General features: G+C 61.3%; 14 protein-coding genes. 11 read left to right on the forward strand and 3 right to left on the reverse strand.

Annotated elements, in window-relative coordinates; translation table 11 throughout:
- The first annotated feature begins 273 nt into the window (after window positions 1–273).
- On the forward strand, window positions 274–996 hold the full coding sequence (locus tag NOM06_RS13195; RefSeq protein ID WP_255911907.1) for a head GIN domain-containing protein: 723 nt from the start codon (window positions 274–276) through the stop codon (window positions 994–996).
- A gap of 50 nt (window positions 997–1,046) precedes the next feature.
- On the opposite strand, the gene fghA is transcribed toward NOM06_RS13195, so the two are convergent.
- Together fghA and NOM06_RS13205 are read right to left on the reverse strand one after the other, a co-directional pair.
- Window positions 1,047–1,883 (reverse strand): S-formylglutathione hydrolase, encoded by an 837-nt coding sequence (gene fghA / locus NOM06_RS13200; RefSeq protein ID WP_255911908.1) that lies wholly within the window; start codon window positions 1,881–1,883, stop codon window positions 1,047–1,049.
- A gap of 48 nt (window positions 1,884–1,931) precedes the next feature.
- The gene (locus NOM06_RS13205) at window positions 1,932–3,059 is read right to left on the reverse strand and encodes an S-(hydroxymethyl)glutathione dehydrogenase/class III alcohol dehydrogenase (protein ID WP_255911910.1); all 1,128 of its coding nucleotides are present in this window, start codon (window positions 3,057–3,059) and stop codon (window positions 1,932–1,934) included.
- Between the two features lie 121 nt (window positions 3,060–3,180).
- Here NOM06_RS13205 and NOM06_RS13210 point away from each other — a divergent pair, with 121 nt between their 5' ends.
- Entirely contained in the window at window positions 3,181–4,086 is a 906-nt protein-coding gene (locus NOM06_RS13210) for a LysR substrate-binding domain-containing protein (RefSeq protein ID WP_255911912.1), read from the forward strand.
- A 120-nt stretch (window positions 4,087–4,206) separates the two neighbouring features.
- Here NOM06_RS13210 and NOM06_RS13215 read toward each other — a convergent pair whose 3' ends face one another.
- The gene (locus NOM06_RS13215; RefSeq protein ID WP_005357447.1) at window positions 4,207–5,070 is read right to left on the reverse strand and encodes a YicC/YloC family endoribonuclease; all 864 of its coding nucleotides are present in this window, start codon (window positions 5,068–5,070) and stop codon (window positions 4,207–4,209) included.
- 147 nt (window positions 5,071–5,217) lie between these two features.
- Here NOM06_RS13215 and rph point away from each other — a divergent pair, with 147 nt between their 5' ends.
- The 9 genes from rph (at window position 5,218) to NOM06_RS13260 (ending at window position 14,684) form a co-directional block, all read left to right on the forward strand.
- Window positions 5,218–5,934: a ribonuclease PH gene (gene rph / locus NOM06_RS13220; protein ID WP_040067619.1), complete on the forward strand. Its 717-nt coding sequence runs from the start codon at window positions 5,218–5,220 to the stop codon at window positions 5,932–5,934.
- Window positions 5,935–6,009: 75 nt separating this feature from the next.
- Window positions 6,010–6,663: an orotate phosphoribosyltransferase gene (gene pyrE / locus NOM06_RS13225; protein ID WP_139460235.1), complete on the forward strand. Its 654-nt coding sequence runs from the start codon at window positions 6,010–6,012 to the stop codon at window positions 6,661–6,663.
- A 179-nt stretch (window positions 6,664–6,842) separates the two neighbouring features.
- Window positions 6,843–9,272, forward strand: coding sequence for a heavy metal translocating P-type ATPase (locus NOM06_RS13230; protein ID WP_255911914.1), 2,430 nt, complete (start codon window positions 6,843–6,845; stop codon window positions 9,270–9,272).
- The gene (gene cueR, locus NOM06_RS13235; protein WP_005356117.1) at window positions 9,273–9,662 is read left to right on the forward strand and encodes a Cu(I)-responsive transcriptional regulator; all 390 of its coding nucleotides are present in this window, start codon (window positions 9,273–9,275) and stop codon (window positions 9,660–9,662) included.
- 127 nt (window positions 9,663–9,789) lie between these two features.
- On the forward strand, window positions 9,790–10,944 hold the full coding sequence (locus NOM06_RS13240) for a GGDEF domain-containing protein (protein ID WP_005339596.1): 1,155 nt from the start codon (window positions 9,790–9,792) through the stop codon (window positions 10,942–10,944).
- Between the two features lie 30 nt (window positions 10,945–10,974).
- Window positions 10,975–11,238 (forward strand): YihD family protein, encoded by a 264-nt coding sequence (locus NOM06_RS13245; protein ID WP_005339598.1) that lies wholly within the window; start codon window positions 10,975–10,977, stop codon window positions 11,236–11,238.
- 155 nt (window positions 11,239–11,393) lie between these two features.
- Window positions 11,394–12,845, forward strand: coding sequence for a cytochrome c oxidase accessory protein CcoG (gene ccoG, locus NOM06_RS13250; RefSeq protein WP_005357450.1), 1,452 nt, complete (start codon window positions 11,394–11,396; stop codon window positions 12,843–12,845).
- A gap of 103 nt (window positions 12,846–12,948) precedes the next feature.
- Window positions 12,949–13,938 (forward strand): serine/threonine protein kinase, encoded by a 990-nt coding sequence (locus tag NOM06_RS13255; RefSeq protein ID WP_255911916.1) that lies wholly within the window; start codon window positions 12,949–12,951, stop codon window positions 13,936–13,938.
- 137 nt (window positions 13,939–14,075) lie between these two features.
- The gene (locus tag NOM06_RS13260) at window positions 14,076–14,684 is read left to right on the forward strand and encodes a thiol:disulfide interchange protein DsbA/DsbL (protein WP_005339604.1); all 609 of its coding nucleotides are present in this window, start codon (window positions 14,076–14,078) and stop codon (window positions 14,682–14,684) included.
- The last annotated feature ends 28 nt before the right edge of the window (window positions 14,685–14,712 follow it).

Raw genomic sequence — 14,712 nt, forward strand, 5'->3', positions numbered from 1 at the left:
TTGGCTCAACAGACCGGCTGGGCAATTAAAAACTTCCACGGGCTGTCAGCATAGTGACCGGCAGGGTGACCCGCCAATCAGCCACAATCATATCCGTTCGAGAATGGTTATTTTCACCAAAATATGGTCTAAATGGCTCTCTGAATTCTTCGGTTTGTTCTGGGTTTAATGGTTATTTCGTTTTGAATCATTAAGTTAATTTTTGGCTCACGCTTTGCAAAGCATGAAAACCAATTGGCCCTGGATGGCCAACACATAAGGAGGAGAGTAGTGATGAAATGGATGATGGTTGTCATGTTGATGGCAGGGCTCAGTGGTTGTCACTGGCTGGATCAGACCAGAATGACCGGAACGGGAGCTGTGGTCGAGCGCCAGCAGGCGCTTGGTGACGGGATGACCCGGGTGCTGGCGGGGGTGCCTGCCACCCTCCATCTGGTTGCGGGGGAGCCGCGCGGTATCCTGATCAAGGGGCAGGAGAACCTGCTGCCCTATCTGGTGCTGACCGAGAGCGGCGACAAGCTGGAGATCGAGGTGAAGGAGGGTTACCGGCTCGATCCTACCGAGCCGCTGGAGCTGACCATCACCTTGCCGGTGTTGAACGAACTGGCATTGGCCGGGACCGGCAACGGCGATCTGAGCGGCTTCAAGGGCGATGAGCTGGTGCTGTCGGTGGCCGGTACCGGTGACATCGTCGCCAGTCAGCTGGAGCTGAAACGGCTGGAAGGGAATATCGCTGGCACCGGCAGTCTGGAGCTGGGCAGCGGTTCGGCGCAGGCCATCGAGCTGAACATTGCCGGATCTGGCGACGTGCTCGGGAGCGAGATGCGCGGCAACGAGGTAGAGGTCAATATCGCCGGCAGCGGTGATGTGGCGGTACGGGCGCAGGAGACGCTGAAAGTCGGCATCGCCGGTTCAGGCAACATCGCCTACTGGGGCGATCCCAAGGTAGAGCAGCAGATCGCAGGCTCCGGCGGCGTGACCCGAGCGGGCAGCTGATATCAACCGATCACCACAACTGAAACAGGCCCGCAACGGGCCTGTGTTGATCAGAGGTGGCGGGCGTGAAAGCGCAGGTGCGCCTCGATAAAGCTCGCCACGAAGTAGTAGCTGTGGTCATAGCCCTCGTGGCGGTTGAGCTCCAGCGGCCACTCCTTGCTGGTGGCCACCTCGGCCAGCGCATCGATGTGCAACTGCTCGGCGAGGAAGGGATCATCCCGCCCCACATCCACCAAGGTTGGCAGCGGTGTGACCGGCTGGTGGCGCAGCAGTTGGCAGGCATCCCACTCCTGCCACAGCAGAGGATTGCTGCCGAGATAGGCGCCGAGCGCCTTCTGGCCCCAAGGGCTGCGGCTCGGGTGACAGATCGGGCTGAACGCCGAGACCGAGCGGTAGCGACCCGGCTCCCGCAGCGCGGCGATCAGCGCACCATGACCGCCCATGGAGTGGCCGCTGATGGCGCGGCGGGTCGAGACCGGGAAGTGGGTCTCTATCAAGTCAGGCAGTTCGCGGGTGACGTAGTCATACATCTGGTAGTGCGCCTGCCAGGGGCTCTGGCTGGCATTGACGTAAAAGCCTGCGCCCATGCCGAGGTCATAACCGGGATCGTCCGCTACGCCGTCGCCGCGGGGGCTGGTGTCCGGCGCCACCAGGGCGATGCCGAGCTCGGCGGCGATGCGCTGGGCACCCGCCTTCTGCATAAAGTTCTCATCGGTGCAGGTGAGGCCGCTGAGCCAGTAGAGCACCGGCACCTTCTGGCCGGTGAGGGCCTGGGGCGGCAGATAGATGGCAAAATTCATCTCGCAGCCGAGCACGCTGGCGTGGTGGCGATAGCGCTTGTGCCAGCCGCCGAAGCTCTTGTTGCTGCTGATAATCTCCAGATTCATCGAAGGACTCCTGCGCCCCGCCCACGATGGCGGGCGGGGTGATCATGCTCAGTAGTGGATGACGGTGCGGATGCTCTTGCCTTGGTGCATCAGGTCGAACGCCTCGTTGATCTGTTCCAGCGGCATGGTGTGGGTGATGAAGTCATTGAGGCGGAACTCACCCTGCATATAGCGCTGCACATAGCTCGGCAGTTCGCTGCGACCGCGAACCCCGCCGAAGGCGCTGCCGCGCCAGACCCGACCGGTCACCAGCTGGAACGGACGGGTGCTGATCTCCTGACCCGCTCCGGCCACGCCGATGATGACCGACTCGCCCCAACCCTTGTGGCAGCACTCCAGCGCCGCACGCATCACCTTGACGTTGCCGATGCACTCGAAGGAGAAGTCGACGCCGCCATCGGTCAGCTCGACGATCACCTCCTGAATCGGTTTGTCGTAATCGTTCGGGTTGATGCAGTCGGTGGCACCCAGCTTGCGGGCCAGTTCGAACTTGCTCTCGTTGATGTCGATGGCGATGATGCGACCGGCCTTGGCCAGACGGGCACCGATCACCGCCGAGAGGCCGATGCCCCCCAGCCCGAAGATGGCGACGCTCTCACCCTCTTTCACCTTGGCTGTGTTCATCACTGCGCCGATGCCGGTGGTGACGCCACAACCGAGCAGGCAGACCTCTTCCAGCGGGGCCGCCGGGTCTACCTTGGCGATGGAGATCTCCGGCAGCACTGTGTATTCGCTGAAGGTGGAGGTGCCCATGTAGTGATAGATGGGCTGGCCATCTTTCGAGAAGCGGGTGGTACCGTCCGGCATCAGCCCCTTGCCCTGAGTGGCGCGGATCTTCTGGCACAGGTTGGTCTTGCCGGATTTGCAGAACTTGCACTCGCCGCACTCGGGGGTGTAGAGCGGGATCACGTGATCGCCCACCTTGACGCTGGTGACCCCTTCGCCGACCGATTCGACAATGCCGCCCCCCTCGTGACCGAGAATGCAGGGGAAGACTCCTTCCGGATCCTCACCGGAGAGGGTGAAGGCATCGGTGTGGCAGACGCCGGTCGCGACGATGCGCACCCGCACCTCGCCCGCTTGCGGCGGCATGACCTCGATCTCTTCGATGGAGAGGGGCTGACCCGGGCCCCAGGCGATGGCGGCTTTACACTTGATGCTTTGAACCTGTGTCATGGATGAGATCCTTATCTTTTGAGGTAGATGGACAGAAATGAACTCAGGTACCCAGTGTAGTTTCCATTCGATTTGGTGATAATAAGGTGAAATATCAAATCACTTTTACACACAGGTAATAATGTTCGGCTGGGAAGGGATCTGTGAATTTGTCAGCGTGGCGGAGCAGGGGGGCTTTACTCCGGCGGCGCGCAAGCTGGGGGTGTCGGTAGCCCAGGTGAGCCGTCAGGTGGCACAGCTGGAGGATCGGCTGCAGGCCAAACTGCTGCTGCGCACCACCCGTCAGGTGCGGCTCACCGAGCTTGGCGAGATCTACTATCGCCACTGCCGCCAGTTGCTCGACAACCTCTACGAGGCGGAGCTGGCGGTAGGCCGCCATCAGGCGGTGCCGCAAGGGTCGCTGCGCATTACGGCACCCGTCTCCTACGGCGAGAGCCGCATCGCCCCGTTGGTGAACGATTTCATGGTGCGTTTCCCCCAGCTGGAGGTGACGCTCAACCTCACCAATCAGCAGCTGGATCTGGTGCACGAAGGCTACGATCTGGCGCTGCGGCTCGGCCATCTCAAGGATTCGACGCTGGTGGCGCGCAAGCTGGCGCAGCGGGTGCCTTATGTCTGTGCCTCACCGGCTTACACCGCCCGCCACGGCATGCCCAACAGCCTCTCCGAGCTGACCCGCCATACCTGTCTGGTGGGCAACAGCGACGAGTGGTACTTCACCCTGGATGGTCGTCCCCACAGCGTGCGGGTACGTGGCCTGTTGCAGTGCAACAGCGGCCACGCCCTGCTGGATGCGGCGCTCAAGGGGATTGGCATCATCCAGCTGCCGGATTACTACGTGAACGACCATCTTGCCCGAGGCGAGCTGATCGAGCTGCTGCCCGAGCTGCGGGCGCCGGCGGAGGGGATCTGGGCCCTCTATCCCCATAACCGCCACCTCTCTCCCAAGGTGCGGCTGCTGGTGGACTATTTGGCCGAGCGGCTGAGCGACCCGCACCAACCGGCGCTGGTGATGCCGATAGGCTAGGGCATTCCCCGCTCGTTGACTCACTGGCGGCGGACGACAGGTGCGATGGCCGGAAAATAAAAGAGCCCTTGAGGAATCAAGGGCTCTTTTGCAGGTAACAACCGGAGAGTCAGCGACCCATCACTCGATGTTCTGGATCTGCTCGCGCATCTGCTCGATGAGCACCTTCAGCTCGACGGCGGACTGGGTCACTTCGGCGTTGATGGACTTGGATCCGAGGGTGTTAGACTCGCGGTTGAACTCCTGCATCATAAAGTCGAGACGACGGCCACAGGCGCCACCCTTCTTCATGATCTTGTTGGTCTCGCTGATGTGCATCTCCAGACGATCCAGCTCTTCGGCCACGTCGATCTTCTGGGCCAGCATGACGATCTCCTGCTCGATGCGGGCCGGATCCAGCTCCACCTTGGCTTCGGCCAGACGGTCGGTGAGCTTCTGGCGCTGCCATTCGATGATCTGCGGCAGGTGGACGCGCACCTTCTTCACTTCCACCTGAATGCCGGCCAGACGCTGTTCGATCAGCGCCTTGAGGTTGGCCCCTTCGCTGGCGCGGGAGGCGAGGAAATCTTCCATGGTCTGGTCAAAACCGCCGAGCAGCTCGGTGGCAACCGCGTCCATGTCCTGTTCGGCGGCAGCCATGACACCCGGCCAGCGCAGTACATCGACCGGATTGAGCTGACCCTGACCCGCCTCTTTCATTACCCAGCTGGCGCTGTCGATGATCAGCTTGGCCAGCTCTTCATTGATATGGAGCTGGCTGGCTGCGGCCTGAGCGGCTTCGAAACGCAGGTTGCACTCCACCTTGCCGCGCTGCAGCTTGGCGCGGAAACGCTCACGCAGAACCGGTTCCAGGCTGCGCAGTTGCTCCGGCAGGCGAATGTAGGTTTCCAGATAGCGCTGGTTGACCGAACGAATTTCCCAAACGGCTGTGCCCCAGTCGCCCTTGAATTCCTTGCGGGCGTAGGCGGTCATGCTGTGAATCATTGATTGTTCCGGGCTTGATGAAGTGTGCGGCCAGTATACTCAGCCCGGCCCTGCTCGTCAGCCGATGCCGTGGTTTTAGCGGCTGATATTTGGGGCGGGATCACTTATAATCCCCCGCCAATTTGAGCCAGCCCAGAGGTCCGTTCCATGTCACGTCCAAGCGATCGCAGTGCCGCGCAACTTCGCCCGGTTACCATTACCCGCAATTTCACCAAACATGCAGAAGGCTCAGTGCTGGTGGAGTTCGGTAACACTCGCGTGCTCTGCACCGCCAGCGTAGACACCAGCGTTCCGCGCTTCCTGAAAGGGAAGAACCAGGGCTGGGTGACTGCCGAATACGGCATGCTGCCACGCTCCACCCACTCCCGGATGAACCGCGAAGCGGCCTCCGGCAAGCAGAGTGGCCGTACTCTGGAGATCTCCCGTCTGATCGCCCGCTCCCTGCGCGCGGCGGTAGACCTGACTGCGCTGGGCGAGCACTCCATCACAGTTGACTGTGACGTGCTGCAAGCCGATGGCGGCACCCGCACCGCTTCCATTACCGGTGCCTGCGTGGCGCTGGTGGATGCGCTGAACTGGATGGTCGAGAAGGGCATGCTCAAGCAGAGCCCGCTCAAGCAGATGATCGCTGCAGTCTCCGTCGGCATGTATCAGGGCGAAGCCATCTGCGATCTGGAGTACATCGAAGACTCTGCCGCCGAGACCGACATGAACGTGGTGATGACCGAAGATGGTCGCATCATCGAGGTGCAGGGCACCGCGGAGGCCGAGCCCTTCACCCATGAAGAGTTGCTGGAGATGCTGGCGCTCGCCAAGGGCGGCATCGCCGACATCATTGCGCTGCAGAAGCAGTCGCTCTCCTGATTTTAAAAACGCGGCATTGACCGCGTTTTTTTATCCCCCCACACAAGACAACGACAAGCCAAGCAAGGAGCCAGAATGAAAGCCTACCAGCGTCAATTTATCGAGTTCGCCCTGGAGAAACAGGTCCTCAAATTCGGTGAATTTACCCTGAAATCCGGTCGTAAAAGCCCCTACTTCTTCAACGCCGGTCTGTTCAACAGCGGCCGCGATCTGGCCCGTCTCGGCCGCTTCTATGCCGCCGCCCTGATGGATGCCGGTATCGAGTTCGATGTGCTGTTTGGCCCGGCCTACAAGGGGATCCCCATCGCCTCCGCCACTGCCGTGCAGCTGGTGGAGCAGCACGATGTGGACGTGCCCTGGTGCTTCAACCGCAAGGAGGCCAAGGATCACGGCGAGGGCGGCAATCTGGTGGGCAGCCCGCTCAAGGGGCGCGTCATGCTGGTGGACGACGTCATCACCGCCGGCACTGCCATCCGCGAATCCATGGATCTGATCCAGGCCAACGGCGCCTCGCTGGCGGGCGTGCTGATCGCGCTGGACCGTCAGGAGAAGGGCAAGGGCGAGCTCTCCGCCATTCAGGAAGTGGAGCGTGACTACGGCGCCCACATCATCGCCATCATCCAGATGAGCGACTTGATCCAGTATCTGGAAGAGAAGCAGGCCGAACAGCCGGAGCTGGCAGCGCAACTGGCGGCCATGAAGGCTTACCGCGCTCAGTACGGTATCTGAGTTCCGCTCATACCGCGCAATAGCTGAATGCGGCGCCCGTTTGTTCTCTGACAGCAAACGGGCGCCGTTTTTTTCATCTGCAAAAAGTGGATCATGTGGCTTGAGCTTGCCCTTACAGTAAAGGTTAGGGTTTGCCAGTCGGCGTTTTGTGGTGCCGACGGGTTCCGGGGAGGAACAATATGACCACTCATCTTCAATCACCCATTCATCTGCAGTTGCCGCTCAGCGGCATGAGCTGCGCCAACTGCGCAGGCCGCATCACGACCGCCCTCAACAAGCTCGACGGGGTATCGGCCACCGTCAACTTCGCGCTGGAGCAGGCGGCCATCGAGCTGGCCAGCCCCGACAGTCTGTCTGCGGTGCTCGACAGCATCAAGAGTCAGGGTTACGACTACGGTAGCGAGACCTTTTTGTTTCAAATTACCGGCATGACTTGTGCCGGTTGTTCAGCTCGACTGAACAAGATGCTGGCCGCGCTGCCCGGCGTTATCTCGGCCGAGGTCAATTTCTCTATCGAACAGGCCCGCATCGTGCTGGTCCCCGGGATGCAGACGCCCGCCGCTTTGCGCGAGCAGATCGAAGCGCTCGGCTTTGGCGCCCAGCTGGCACAAGGCTCGGCCAGCGGCCGCCGCCAGCAGTTGCTGGAGCGGGAAGCGCAGGAGGCCGCCACAGCCCGTCAGGCTCAAACCCGGGTCATCGTCTCGGCTTTGCTGACGTTGCCGCTGCTGGTGGGGATGCTGGCCATGGCCGGACTGTTCCCCTGGCATCTGCCCGCCTGGCTGGAGTTGCTGCTCGCCACCCCGGTGCAGTTCTGGATCGGCGCCCGCTTCTATCGCGGCGCCTGGCTCGCCATCAAGAACCGCGCAGCCAATATGGATGTGCTGGTGGCAACCGGCACCAGCGCCGCCTACTTCTACAGCCTCTATCTGTTGTTGACGCTGGGGATGGCAGCCAGCGGCAAGCTCTATTTCGAAGCGAGCGCCATCATCATCACCCTGATTTCGTTGGGAAAACTGCTGGAGGCGAGAGCCCGCCGCAGCACCCAGTCCGCCATTCGCGAACTGATGGCGCTGCGACCGGAAACTGCCACCGTCTGGCGTGGCGAGAGCTGGCAGAGCGTCGCCATCGACGAGGTGCTGCGTGGCGATCGGCTGCGGGTGCTGGTGGGTGAGCGGGTGCCGGTGGACGGCAAAATCTTGAGCGGCGCCAGCGAGCTGGACGAGTCGATCCTCACCGGGGAGAGTCTGCCGGTGCCGCGCAGTGCGGGCGACAAGGTGCTGGGCGGCGCCATCAACCGCTCCGGCGTGCTGGAGATCGAAGCCACTACCGTGGGGGAGGATTCCAGCCTCAGCAAGATCATCGCACTGGTGGAGAGTGCCCAGATGGGCAAGGCACCGCTGCAGCAGCTGGTGGACAAGGTCTCTGCCGTGTTCGTACCGGTGGTGATGGCCATCGCCCTGTTCACCCTGCTGGTGTGGTACGCCATCAGCAACGACTTTGCTCAGGCGCTGCTGGCAGCGGTGGCGGTGCTGGTGATCGCCTGCCCCTGTGCGCTGGGGCTGGCGACCCCGGCGGCCATCGTCACCGGTACCGGAGTCGCGGCGCGCCACGGCATCCTGATCAAGGATGTGGATACCTTGCAGAAGGCCCACGCCATCAAGGCGCTGATCTTCGACAAGACCGGCACGCTCACTCAGGGCAAGCCGGTACTGGCTAGCTGGAGCGGCAATGACGAGCAGTTGCATCTGGCCGCCGCCCTGCAGCAGGCGAGCGAACACCCGCTGGCGCTGGCGATGCGCGAGGCGGTCGGCAGCGGGGTGGCACTGCCCCAGCCCGACGCGGTGGAAGTGCGGGTCGGTGCCGGTATTGTCGGTCAGGTAGCTGGTCGCACAGTCGCCATCGGTAATGGCTCCCTGCTGGCCCAGCTCGGCATTGAACCGCCGCAACAGGATCAACAAGCCGCCGATGGGGCGACCCGGGTTTGGGTGGCCATCGACGGCGTGGTGGCCGGCATCGCGGCGCTGGCCGATACCCTGCGCCCCGAGAGCCCGGAAGCCATCGCCACCCTGCGCCAGCGCGGCATTGCCAGCTGGTTGGTGAGCGGCGACGCGCCGGCCCCCGTGGCCCATATTGCCGCCAAGCTGGGGCTGGACGGGGCCTTTGACTCCGTGCTGCCAGCGGGCAAGGTGGAGAAAGTGGAGGCGCTGCGGGCGCAAACCCGCGGGCTGGTGGCCATGGTGGGGGACGGGGTGAACGATGCCCCGGCACTGGCCGCGGCGGACGTCGGCATCGCCATGGGCTCCGGCTCCGATGTGGCGATGGAGACAGCTTCCATCACCCTGATGCGCTCCGACCCGCGGCTGGTGGCTGATGCCATCGATATCTCGGCGGCGACCTGGCGCACCATACAGCAGAATCTGTTCTGGGCCTTCGTGTTCAACATCATCGGTATTCCGCTGGCGGCACTGGGCTACCTGAGCCCCGAGCTGGCGGGGGCGGCCATGGCCCTGAGCAGCATCACCGTTTTGAGCAATTCCCTGTTATTGAAACGCTGGCAGCCCAGGGCGGCGCACGGGCCAGCATCCAACCCGATCAATAAGGAGGCATAAATGAACATCAGCAAGGTTGCCAAGGCCACAGGGCTGACTGCCAAGACCATCCGTTATTACGAGAGCATTGGCCTCATCACAGCCCCGGTACGCAGTGACAACGGCTATCGCAGTTACACCGAGGGGGCGCTGCGGGAGCTGCGTTTCGTCAAGCGGGCGCGGGAGACCGGCTTCAATCTGGAGGAGTGTCAGGAGCTGCTGGCGCTCTATCGGGACGAACACAGAACCAGCGCCCAAGTGAAGAAGCTGGCGCAAGAGAAGATCGTCGATCTGCGCGCTCGCATCGCCGGGCTGCAGGCCATGCTTACCTCCCTGGAAGGGCTGGTCTGCTGCTGCCACGGGGATGAAAATCCCGAGTGCCCGATCCTCGACGAATTGGAGAAGGGGTGAGCAAGGACTCACCTGCCAGCGCAGAAGAAATCGTTATTGATTGATTAACTTCTTAATAAGCGGCGCTTTATTGTTGCGGGTCAGGGGGTAATGGTAGACTGCCCGGCTCTTGTACAGGAGTACTCAGTTGACCCAGAGTGTGACACGCCAGGTTAAGCAGGCCATTATGGCCCAGCTCTATACCCATGCATCGTTCAGTCTCCCCTGTTTGGGCGTGTTGGCATTTGGCTGGAGTCTACTGTTTCACGACTATCTACCCGCCATCGAAGCGCTCGGTTGGCTGGCAGGCACTTTCCTGTGGCTGCTGGGTCGGGGCTGGCACCTGCGCTGGCGCCGAGCCCGCCTGCACCAGACGCCGTTGCCGGTGCTGGAGCGGGAGCTCTTTATCGGAGCCACCATCACCTCCATCATCTGGGCCCTCGGGGTGCTGCTCTACATGGACAAGCTGCCCGATACCTACCGGGCCGCCATGATGATGCTCTCCAGCCTCATTCTTACCGGCAGCGCCATCATGCTGTTCGGCAGCCGCCGTACCCTCTATGGTTCCGCCCTGCCGCTGGGTATGGCGATGCTGTTCGAGCTGGGCAATGGCAACGAGCAGGAGCGGATTGTCTCCTGCATGCTGGCCGGCTATCTGTTTGTCTTTCTGCCGACCCTGCTGCGCCGGATGCGGCGGGATCAGATCGCCTCGCTCCACCACCGTTTCTCCAACGCCGAACTGGTGGCCGAACTGAAGGCGGTCTCCGAGCATTTGCGCCTCACCTCTCGCCTCGACGGCCTGACCGGCATCGCCAACCGCGCCCATCTCGACGACTCTCTGGAGCGGGCCTGGCGGCGCTGCCATCGCGCCCGGGCGCCGTTGTCGCTGGTGCTGGTGGATGTGGATTACTTCAAGCAGTTCAACGATCTCTACGGCCATCAGCTGGGGGATGACTGCCTGCAACAGGTGGCTGGCTTGCTGGCCGAGGTGGAGCGGCGCGAGGACGATTTGGCGGCCCGTTACGGGGGCGAAGAGTTCGCCTTGCTGCTGCCCTGCACCGGCATGCAGGGGGCATTGCAGGTGGCGGATAATGTGCGGCAGGCGCTCAAGGAGCTGGCCATCCCGCACCAGAAGTCACTGGTCTCCGGTCGGGTCACATGTAGTTTTGGTGTTGCGACACTGATACCGGACAACAGCATGAAAATCGCCGATTTGATCCAAAAAGCGGATGCGGCCCTGTATCAGGCCAAGCATAATGGGCGGGATCGAATCGAAGTAGCCTTGATGGGTAAGGTTGCCTGAATTTAACGTGACAGATTAAAGAGGTTGTCTATGCAATGTCATCGTATCGAAGAGCTGCTGGAGTTGTTGCAGCCTGCCTGGATCAAGGAACAGGATCTCAGCCTGGTGCAGTTTGTTGCCAAACTGGCCCAAGAAGCGGGATTTGAAGGGCCTCTGTCCGAGCTGACCGACGACATGCTGATCTATCACCTCAAGATGCGGGAATCCGACAAGCAGGCGATGATCCCCGGTCTGGCCAAGGATCATGTACCCGATTTCAAAGAGGCACTGCTCAAGGCACGCGGAATCAAGTGAATCTTTAGCGGAAGCGCATCACCTCGGGGTGATGCGCTTTTTTGTTGCCGAAAATTGCGATCCAACCCCAATATTAGATACATCTAATCCACACAATTAGCATGCTGTTTAAGATATAATCCGCTCCATAACAAATAAGGGAGCGATGTCTTGCAATGGCCGACCACGATAAAATCGATATCAAGGACGTCACCGACAAGGGCGTAACCGGGACCTTCAACCCCAATACGTTCAAAGCCAGCGACGACAGATTCAACCCGGGCAACCGCATCTATGTGCGGGCCCAGAAAGGGTATTGGCAGCGGATGCGCAAGGCCATGGGCTGGTTCTTTGTGGCGCTGTTCGTGCTGCTGCCCTGGCTGCGTTACGATGGACGACAGGCGGTGCTGTTCGACCTCGGTCACCAGCAGTTCCATATCTTTGGCGCCACCATCTGGCCGCAGGATCTGACCCTGCTCGCCTGGCTCTTCATGATCGCCGCCTTCGGACTCTTCTTTATTACCACCTTCCTCGGTCGGGTCTGGTGTGGCTATCTCTGCCCGCAGACGGTCTGGACCTTCATGTTCATCTGGTTTGAAGAGAAGCTGGAAGGGCCCGCCAACAAGCGGCGCAAGCTGGACGAGGCGCCCTGGAGCGGCGAGAAGCTGGCCCGCAAGGGAGCCAAGCATCTGGCTTGGCTGGCGATCTCGCTGGTAACCGGCCTGACCTTCGTCGCCTACTTCCAGGATGTAACTGAACTGGTGCCGGACCTCTTCACTCTGCAGGCCAGCGGATGGGTGCTGTTCTGGGTGATCTTCTTCACCATCATCACCTACGGCAACGCGGGCTGGATGCGTGCCATCATGTGTATCCATATGTGCCCCTATGCCCGCTTCCAGTCCGCCATGTTCGACAAGGACACCTTCATCGTCGGCTATGACACCAAGCGTGGCGAGACCCGTGGCGCCCGCTCCCGCAAGGCGGATCCCAAGGCGATGGGGCTGGGTGACTGTATCGACTGCGATCTTTGCGTGCAGGTCTGCCCGACCGGTATCGATATTCGCGACGGCCTGCAGTACGAATGCATCAACTGCGGCGCCTGCGTCGATGCCTGCGACCAGACCATGGAGCGGATGGGCTACCCGAAAGGGCTCATCAGCTACACCACAGAGCACAAGCTGGCCAACGACTCCACCCATGTGGCGCGGCCCAAGCTGATTGGTTACGGGCTGGTGATGGCGGTGATGCTGGGGGTCTTTGTCTACAACGCCATGTCCATTATGCCGATGGGGCTTGATATCCTGCGGGATCGCAACCAGTTGTTCCGCGAAAACAGTGAGGGGCTGATTGAGAACACCTACACCCTCAAGATCCTCAACAAGACCCTGCAGTCCCAGACCTACCAACTGGATGTGGAGGGCTTGCCCGAGTATCAGTGGTTCGGCCCCCGTGAAGTGACCCTGAAGGCGGGCGAGATCTACACCCTGCCGGTCAGTCTGGCGGTCGATCCCTACAACCTGAAGCGGCCGGCGCTGGATATCCAGTTCGTGCTGAAACGGGAGGGGGCGGCGCCCGATGACAGCAAGGGCAACCTGCGCCAGGGCAGCAAGTTTATCAGCCGGTTGTAACTGCGTGTGATTGCGGGTCGGGCGTGGCAATAGTCCGGTCACCAGCGAGCACGGCAATGCCGGTCAGTAGTGATAGAATGGGGCGCAACGGCGCCCCTTTCTTATGGTGGATGACATGCGTTTCAACTATTCCGACCTCAATCCCGACCTCATCATGGATGCGCTCGATCTCAGTGGCCTGCGGCTCGACTCCGGCCTTATCGAGCTCAACAGTTACGAAAACCGGGTCTATCAGTTTCAGGATGAGGATCGTCGCCGCTATGTGGTGAAGTTCTACCGTCCCGGCCGCTGGAGCCGGGCCCAGATCCTCGAGGAGCACGAGTTTGCCACCCGTCTCGCAGAGGCTGAGATCCCGGTCGCCGCACCGCTCGCCTTCGCGGGCGAGACCCTGCTGGAGTGCGAGGGGTACCCCTTTGCCATCTGGCAGAGCGTCGGTGGCCGCCAGTTCGAGGTGGATAACCTCGATCAGCTGGAGTGGGTGGGGCGTTTCCTCGGTCGCATCCATCAGATCGGTGCCAGCAAGCCGTTTCACCATCGGGTGCGGCTCGATGTGGAGAGCATGCTGCACGAACCGCGCCAGCTGCTGGCGTCTGGCGAGTGGCTGCCAAGCGGGTTGGCGAAGCAATTCTTCGGGGTGCTGGATGAGCTGATCAAGCATGTCAGCGACGCCATGACCCTGGATGTGGCGCAGATCTCCCTGCATGGCGATTGCCACCCGGGCAACATCTTGTGGCGTGATGGCCCCATGTTTGTCGACCTCGATGATTGCCGCACCGGCCCCGCGATTCAGGATCTCTGGATGATGCTGAGCGGCGAGCGCCACGAGCAGCAGATCCAGCTCGACACCCTGCTGGCGGGCTACGAGGAGTTTATGGAGTTCGACTCGCGGGAGCTGGCGCTGATCGAGCCGCTGCGAGCGATGCGCATCGTTCACTACATGGCGTGGCTGGCGCGGCGCTGGGAAGATCCCGCCTTCCCCCGTCACTTCCCCTGGTTCAATACCGATCACTACTGGCGTCAACAGATAGCGACACTGCACGATCAGCTGGAGGCACTCAAGGCGCCGCCGTTGAGTCTGATGCCAAACTGGTGAAATTGAAGGGATCTTGCGCGGCAAGGGGGGCTCGATCTCCGGCCCTGACCATTGACGTCAGCATGGCGAAACAATAGGCTTGGCACTGCTTCGGTTCGCCGGGCGTGCCTCACTGTGATCCCTTAACAGGAAACATCATGAAAAAAGTTCTATTTTTCCTTGCTGCCATGCTGATGATCCCCATGGTTCACGCCGCCCCCGAGTTCAAGGAAGGCGTCAACTACGATGTGGTCAAACAGACTGGCAGTGCCCAGCCGGAAGTGATGGAGTTCTTCTCCTACTACTGCCCGCACTGCGCTACCTTCGAACCGATCGTTGAACAGTTGAAGGCCGGGTTGCCAGAGGGTGTGCCCCTCAAGAAGAACCCGGTTGCCTTCCTCGGTCGCGAGATGGGCCCCGAGATGCAGCGTGCCTACGCTGTTGCCAGCCTGCTCAACGCCGAAGCCAAGCTGACCCCGGCCATCTTCACCAAGATCCACACCCAGCGTCAGCCGCCGATGAGCCGTGACGATGTGAAGAAGATCTTCGTGGACAACGGCGTACCGGCTGAAGAGTTCGACGGTGCCGTCGACAGCTTCGCCGTCTCCGGCATGGTCTCCCAGTTCGATCGCAACACCGAGAGCTACAACATTCGCGGTGTACCGGCCTTCCTGGTGAACGGCAAGTACATGGTGAAGATTGAATCCATCACCTCTCAAGAGCAGTTCAACAAGCTGGTGCAGTTCCTGCTGGCCAAGAAAGACTGATACCCCTTGAGTCGATAAAAAGCCCGCC

Origin of the sequence: Aeromonas sp. JL9 (genome assembly GCF_024436075.1) — a bacterium.
Lineage (GTDB): Bacteria > Pseudomonadota > Gammaproteobacteria > Enterobacterales > Aeromonadaceae > Aeromonas > Aeromonas veronii.

Excerpts from the sequence above, each read along its gene's own strand:
- NOM06_RS13195 (WP_255911907.1), top strand. The coding sequence starts at position 274 with ATGAAATGGATGATGGTTGTCATGTTGATGGCAGGGCTCAGTGGTTGT.
- fghA (WP_255911908.1), bottom strand. The coding sequence starts at position 1,883 with ATGAATCTGGAGATTATCAGCAGCAACAAGAGCTTCGGCGGCTGGCAC.
- NOM06_RS13205 (WP_255911910.1), bottom strand. The coding sequence starts at position 3,059 with ATGACACAGGTTCAAAGCATCAAGTGTAAAGCCGCCATCGCCTGGGGC.
- NOM06_RS13210 (WP_255911912.1), top strand. The coding sequence starts at position 3,181 with ATGTTCGGCTGGGAAGGGATCTGTGAATTTGTCAGCGTGGCGGAGCAG.
- NOM06_RS13215 (WP_005357447.1), bottom strand. The coding sequence starts at position 5,070 with ATGATTCACAGCATGACCGCCTACGCCCGCAAGGAATTCAAGGGCGAC.
- rph (WP_040067619.1), top strand. The coding sequence starts at position 5,218 with ATGTCACGTCCAAGCGATCGCAGTGCCGCGCAACTTCGCCCGGTTACC.
- pyrE (WP_139460235.1), top strand. The coding sequence starts at position 6,010 with ATGAAAGCCTACCAGCGTCAATTTATCGAGTTCGCCCTGGAGAAACAG.
- NOM06_RS13230 (WP_255911914.1), top strand. The coding sequence starts at position 6,843 with ATGACCACTCATCTTCAATCACCCATTCATCTGCAGTTGCCGCTCAGC.
- cueR (WP_005356117.1), top strand. The coding sequence starts at position 9,273 with ATGAACATCAGCAAGGTTGCCAAGGCCACAGGGCTGACTGCCAAGACC.
- NOM06_RS13245 (WP_005339598.1), top strand. The coding sequence starts at position 10,975 with ATGCAATGTCATCGTATCGAAGAGCTGCTGGAGTTGTTGCAGCCTGCC.
- ccoG (WP_005357450.1), top strand. The coding sequence starts at position 11,394 with ATGGCCGACCACGATAAAATCGATATCAAGGACGTCACCGACAAGGGC.
- NOM06_RS13255 (WP_255911916.1), top strand. The coding sequence starts at position 12,949 with ATGGTGGATGACATGCGTTTCAACTATTCCGACCTCAATCCCGACCTC.
- NOM06_RS13260 (WP_005339604.1), top strand. The coding sequence starts at position 14,076 with ATGAAAAAAGTTCTATTTTTCCTTGCTGCCATGCTGATGATCCCCATG.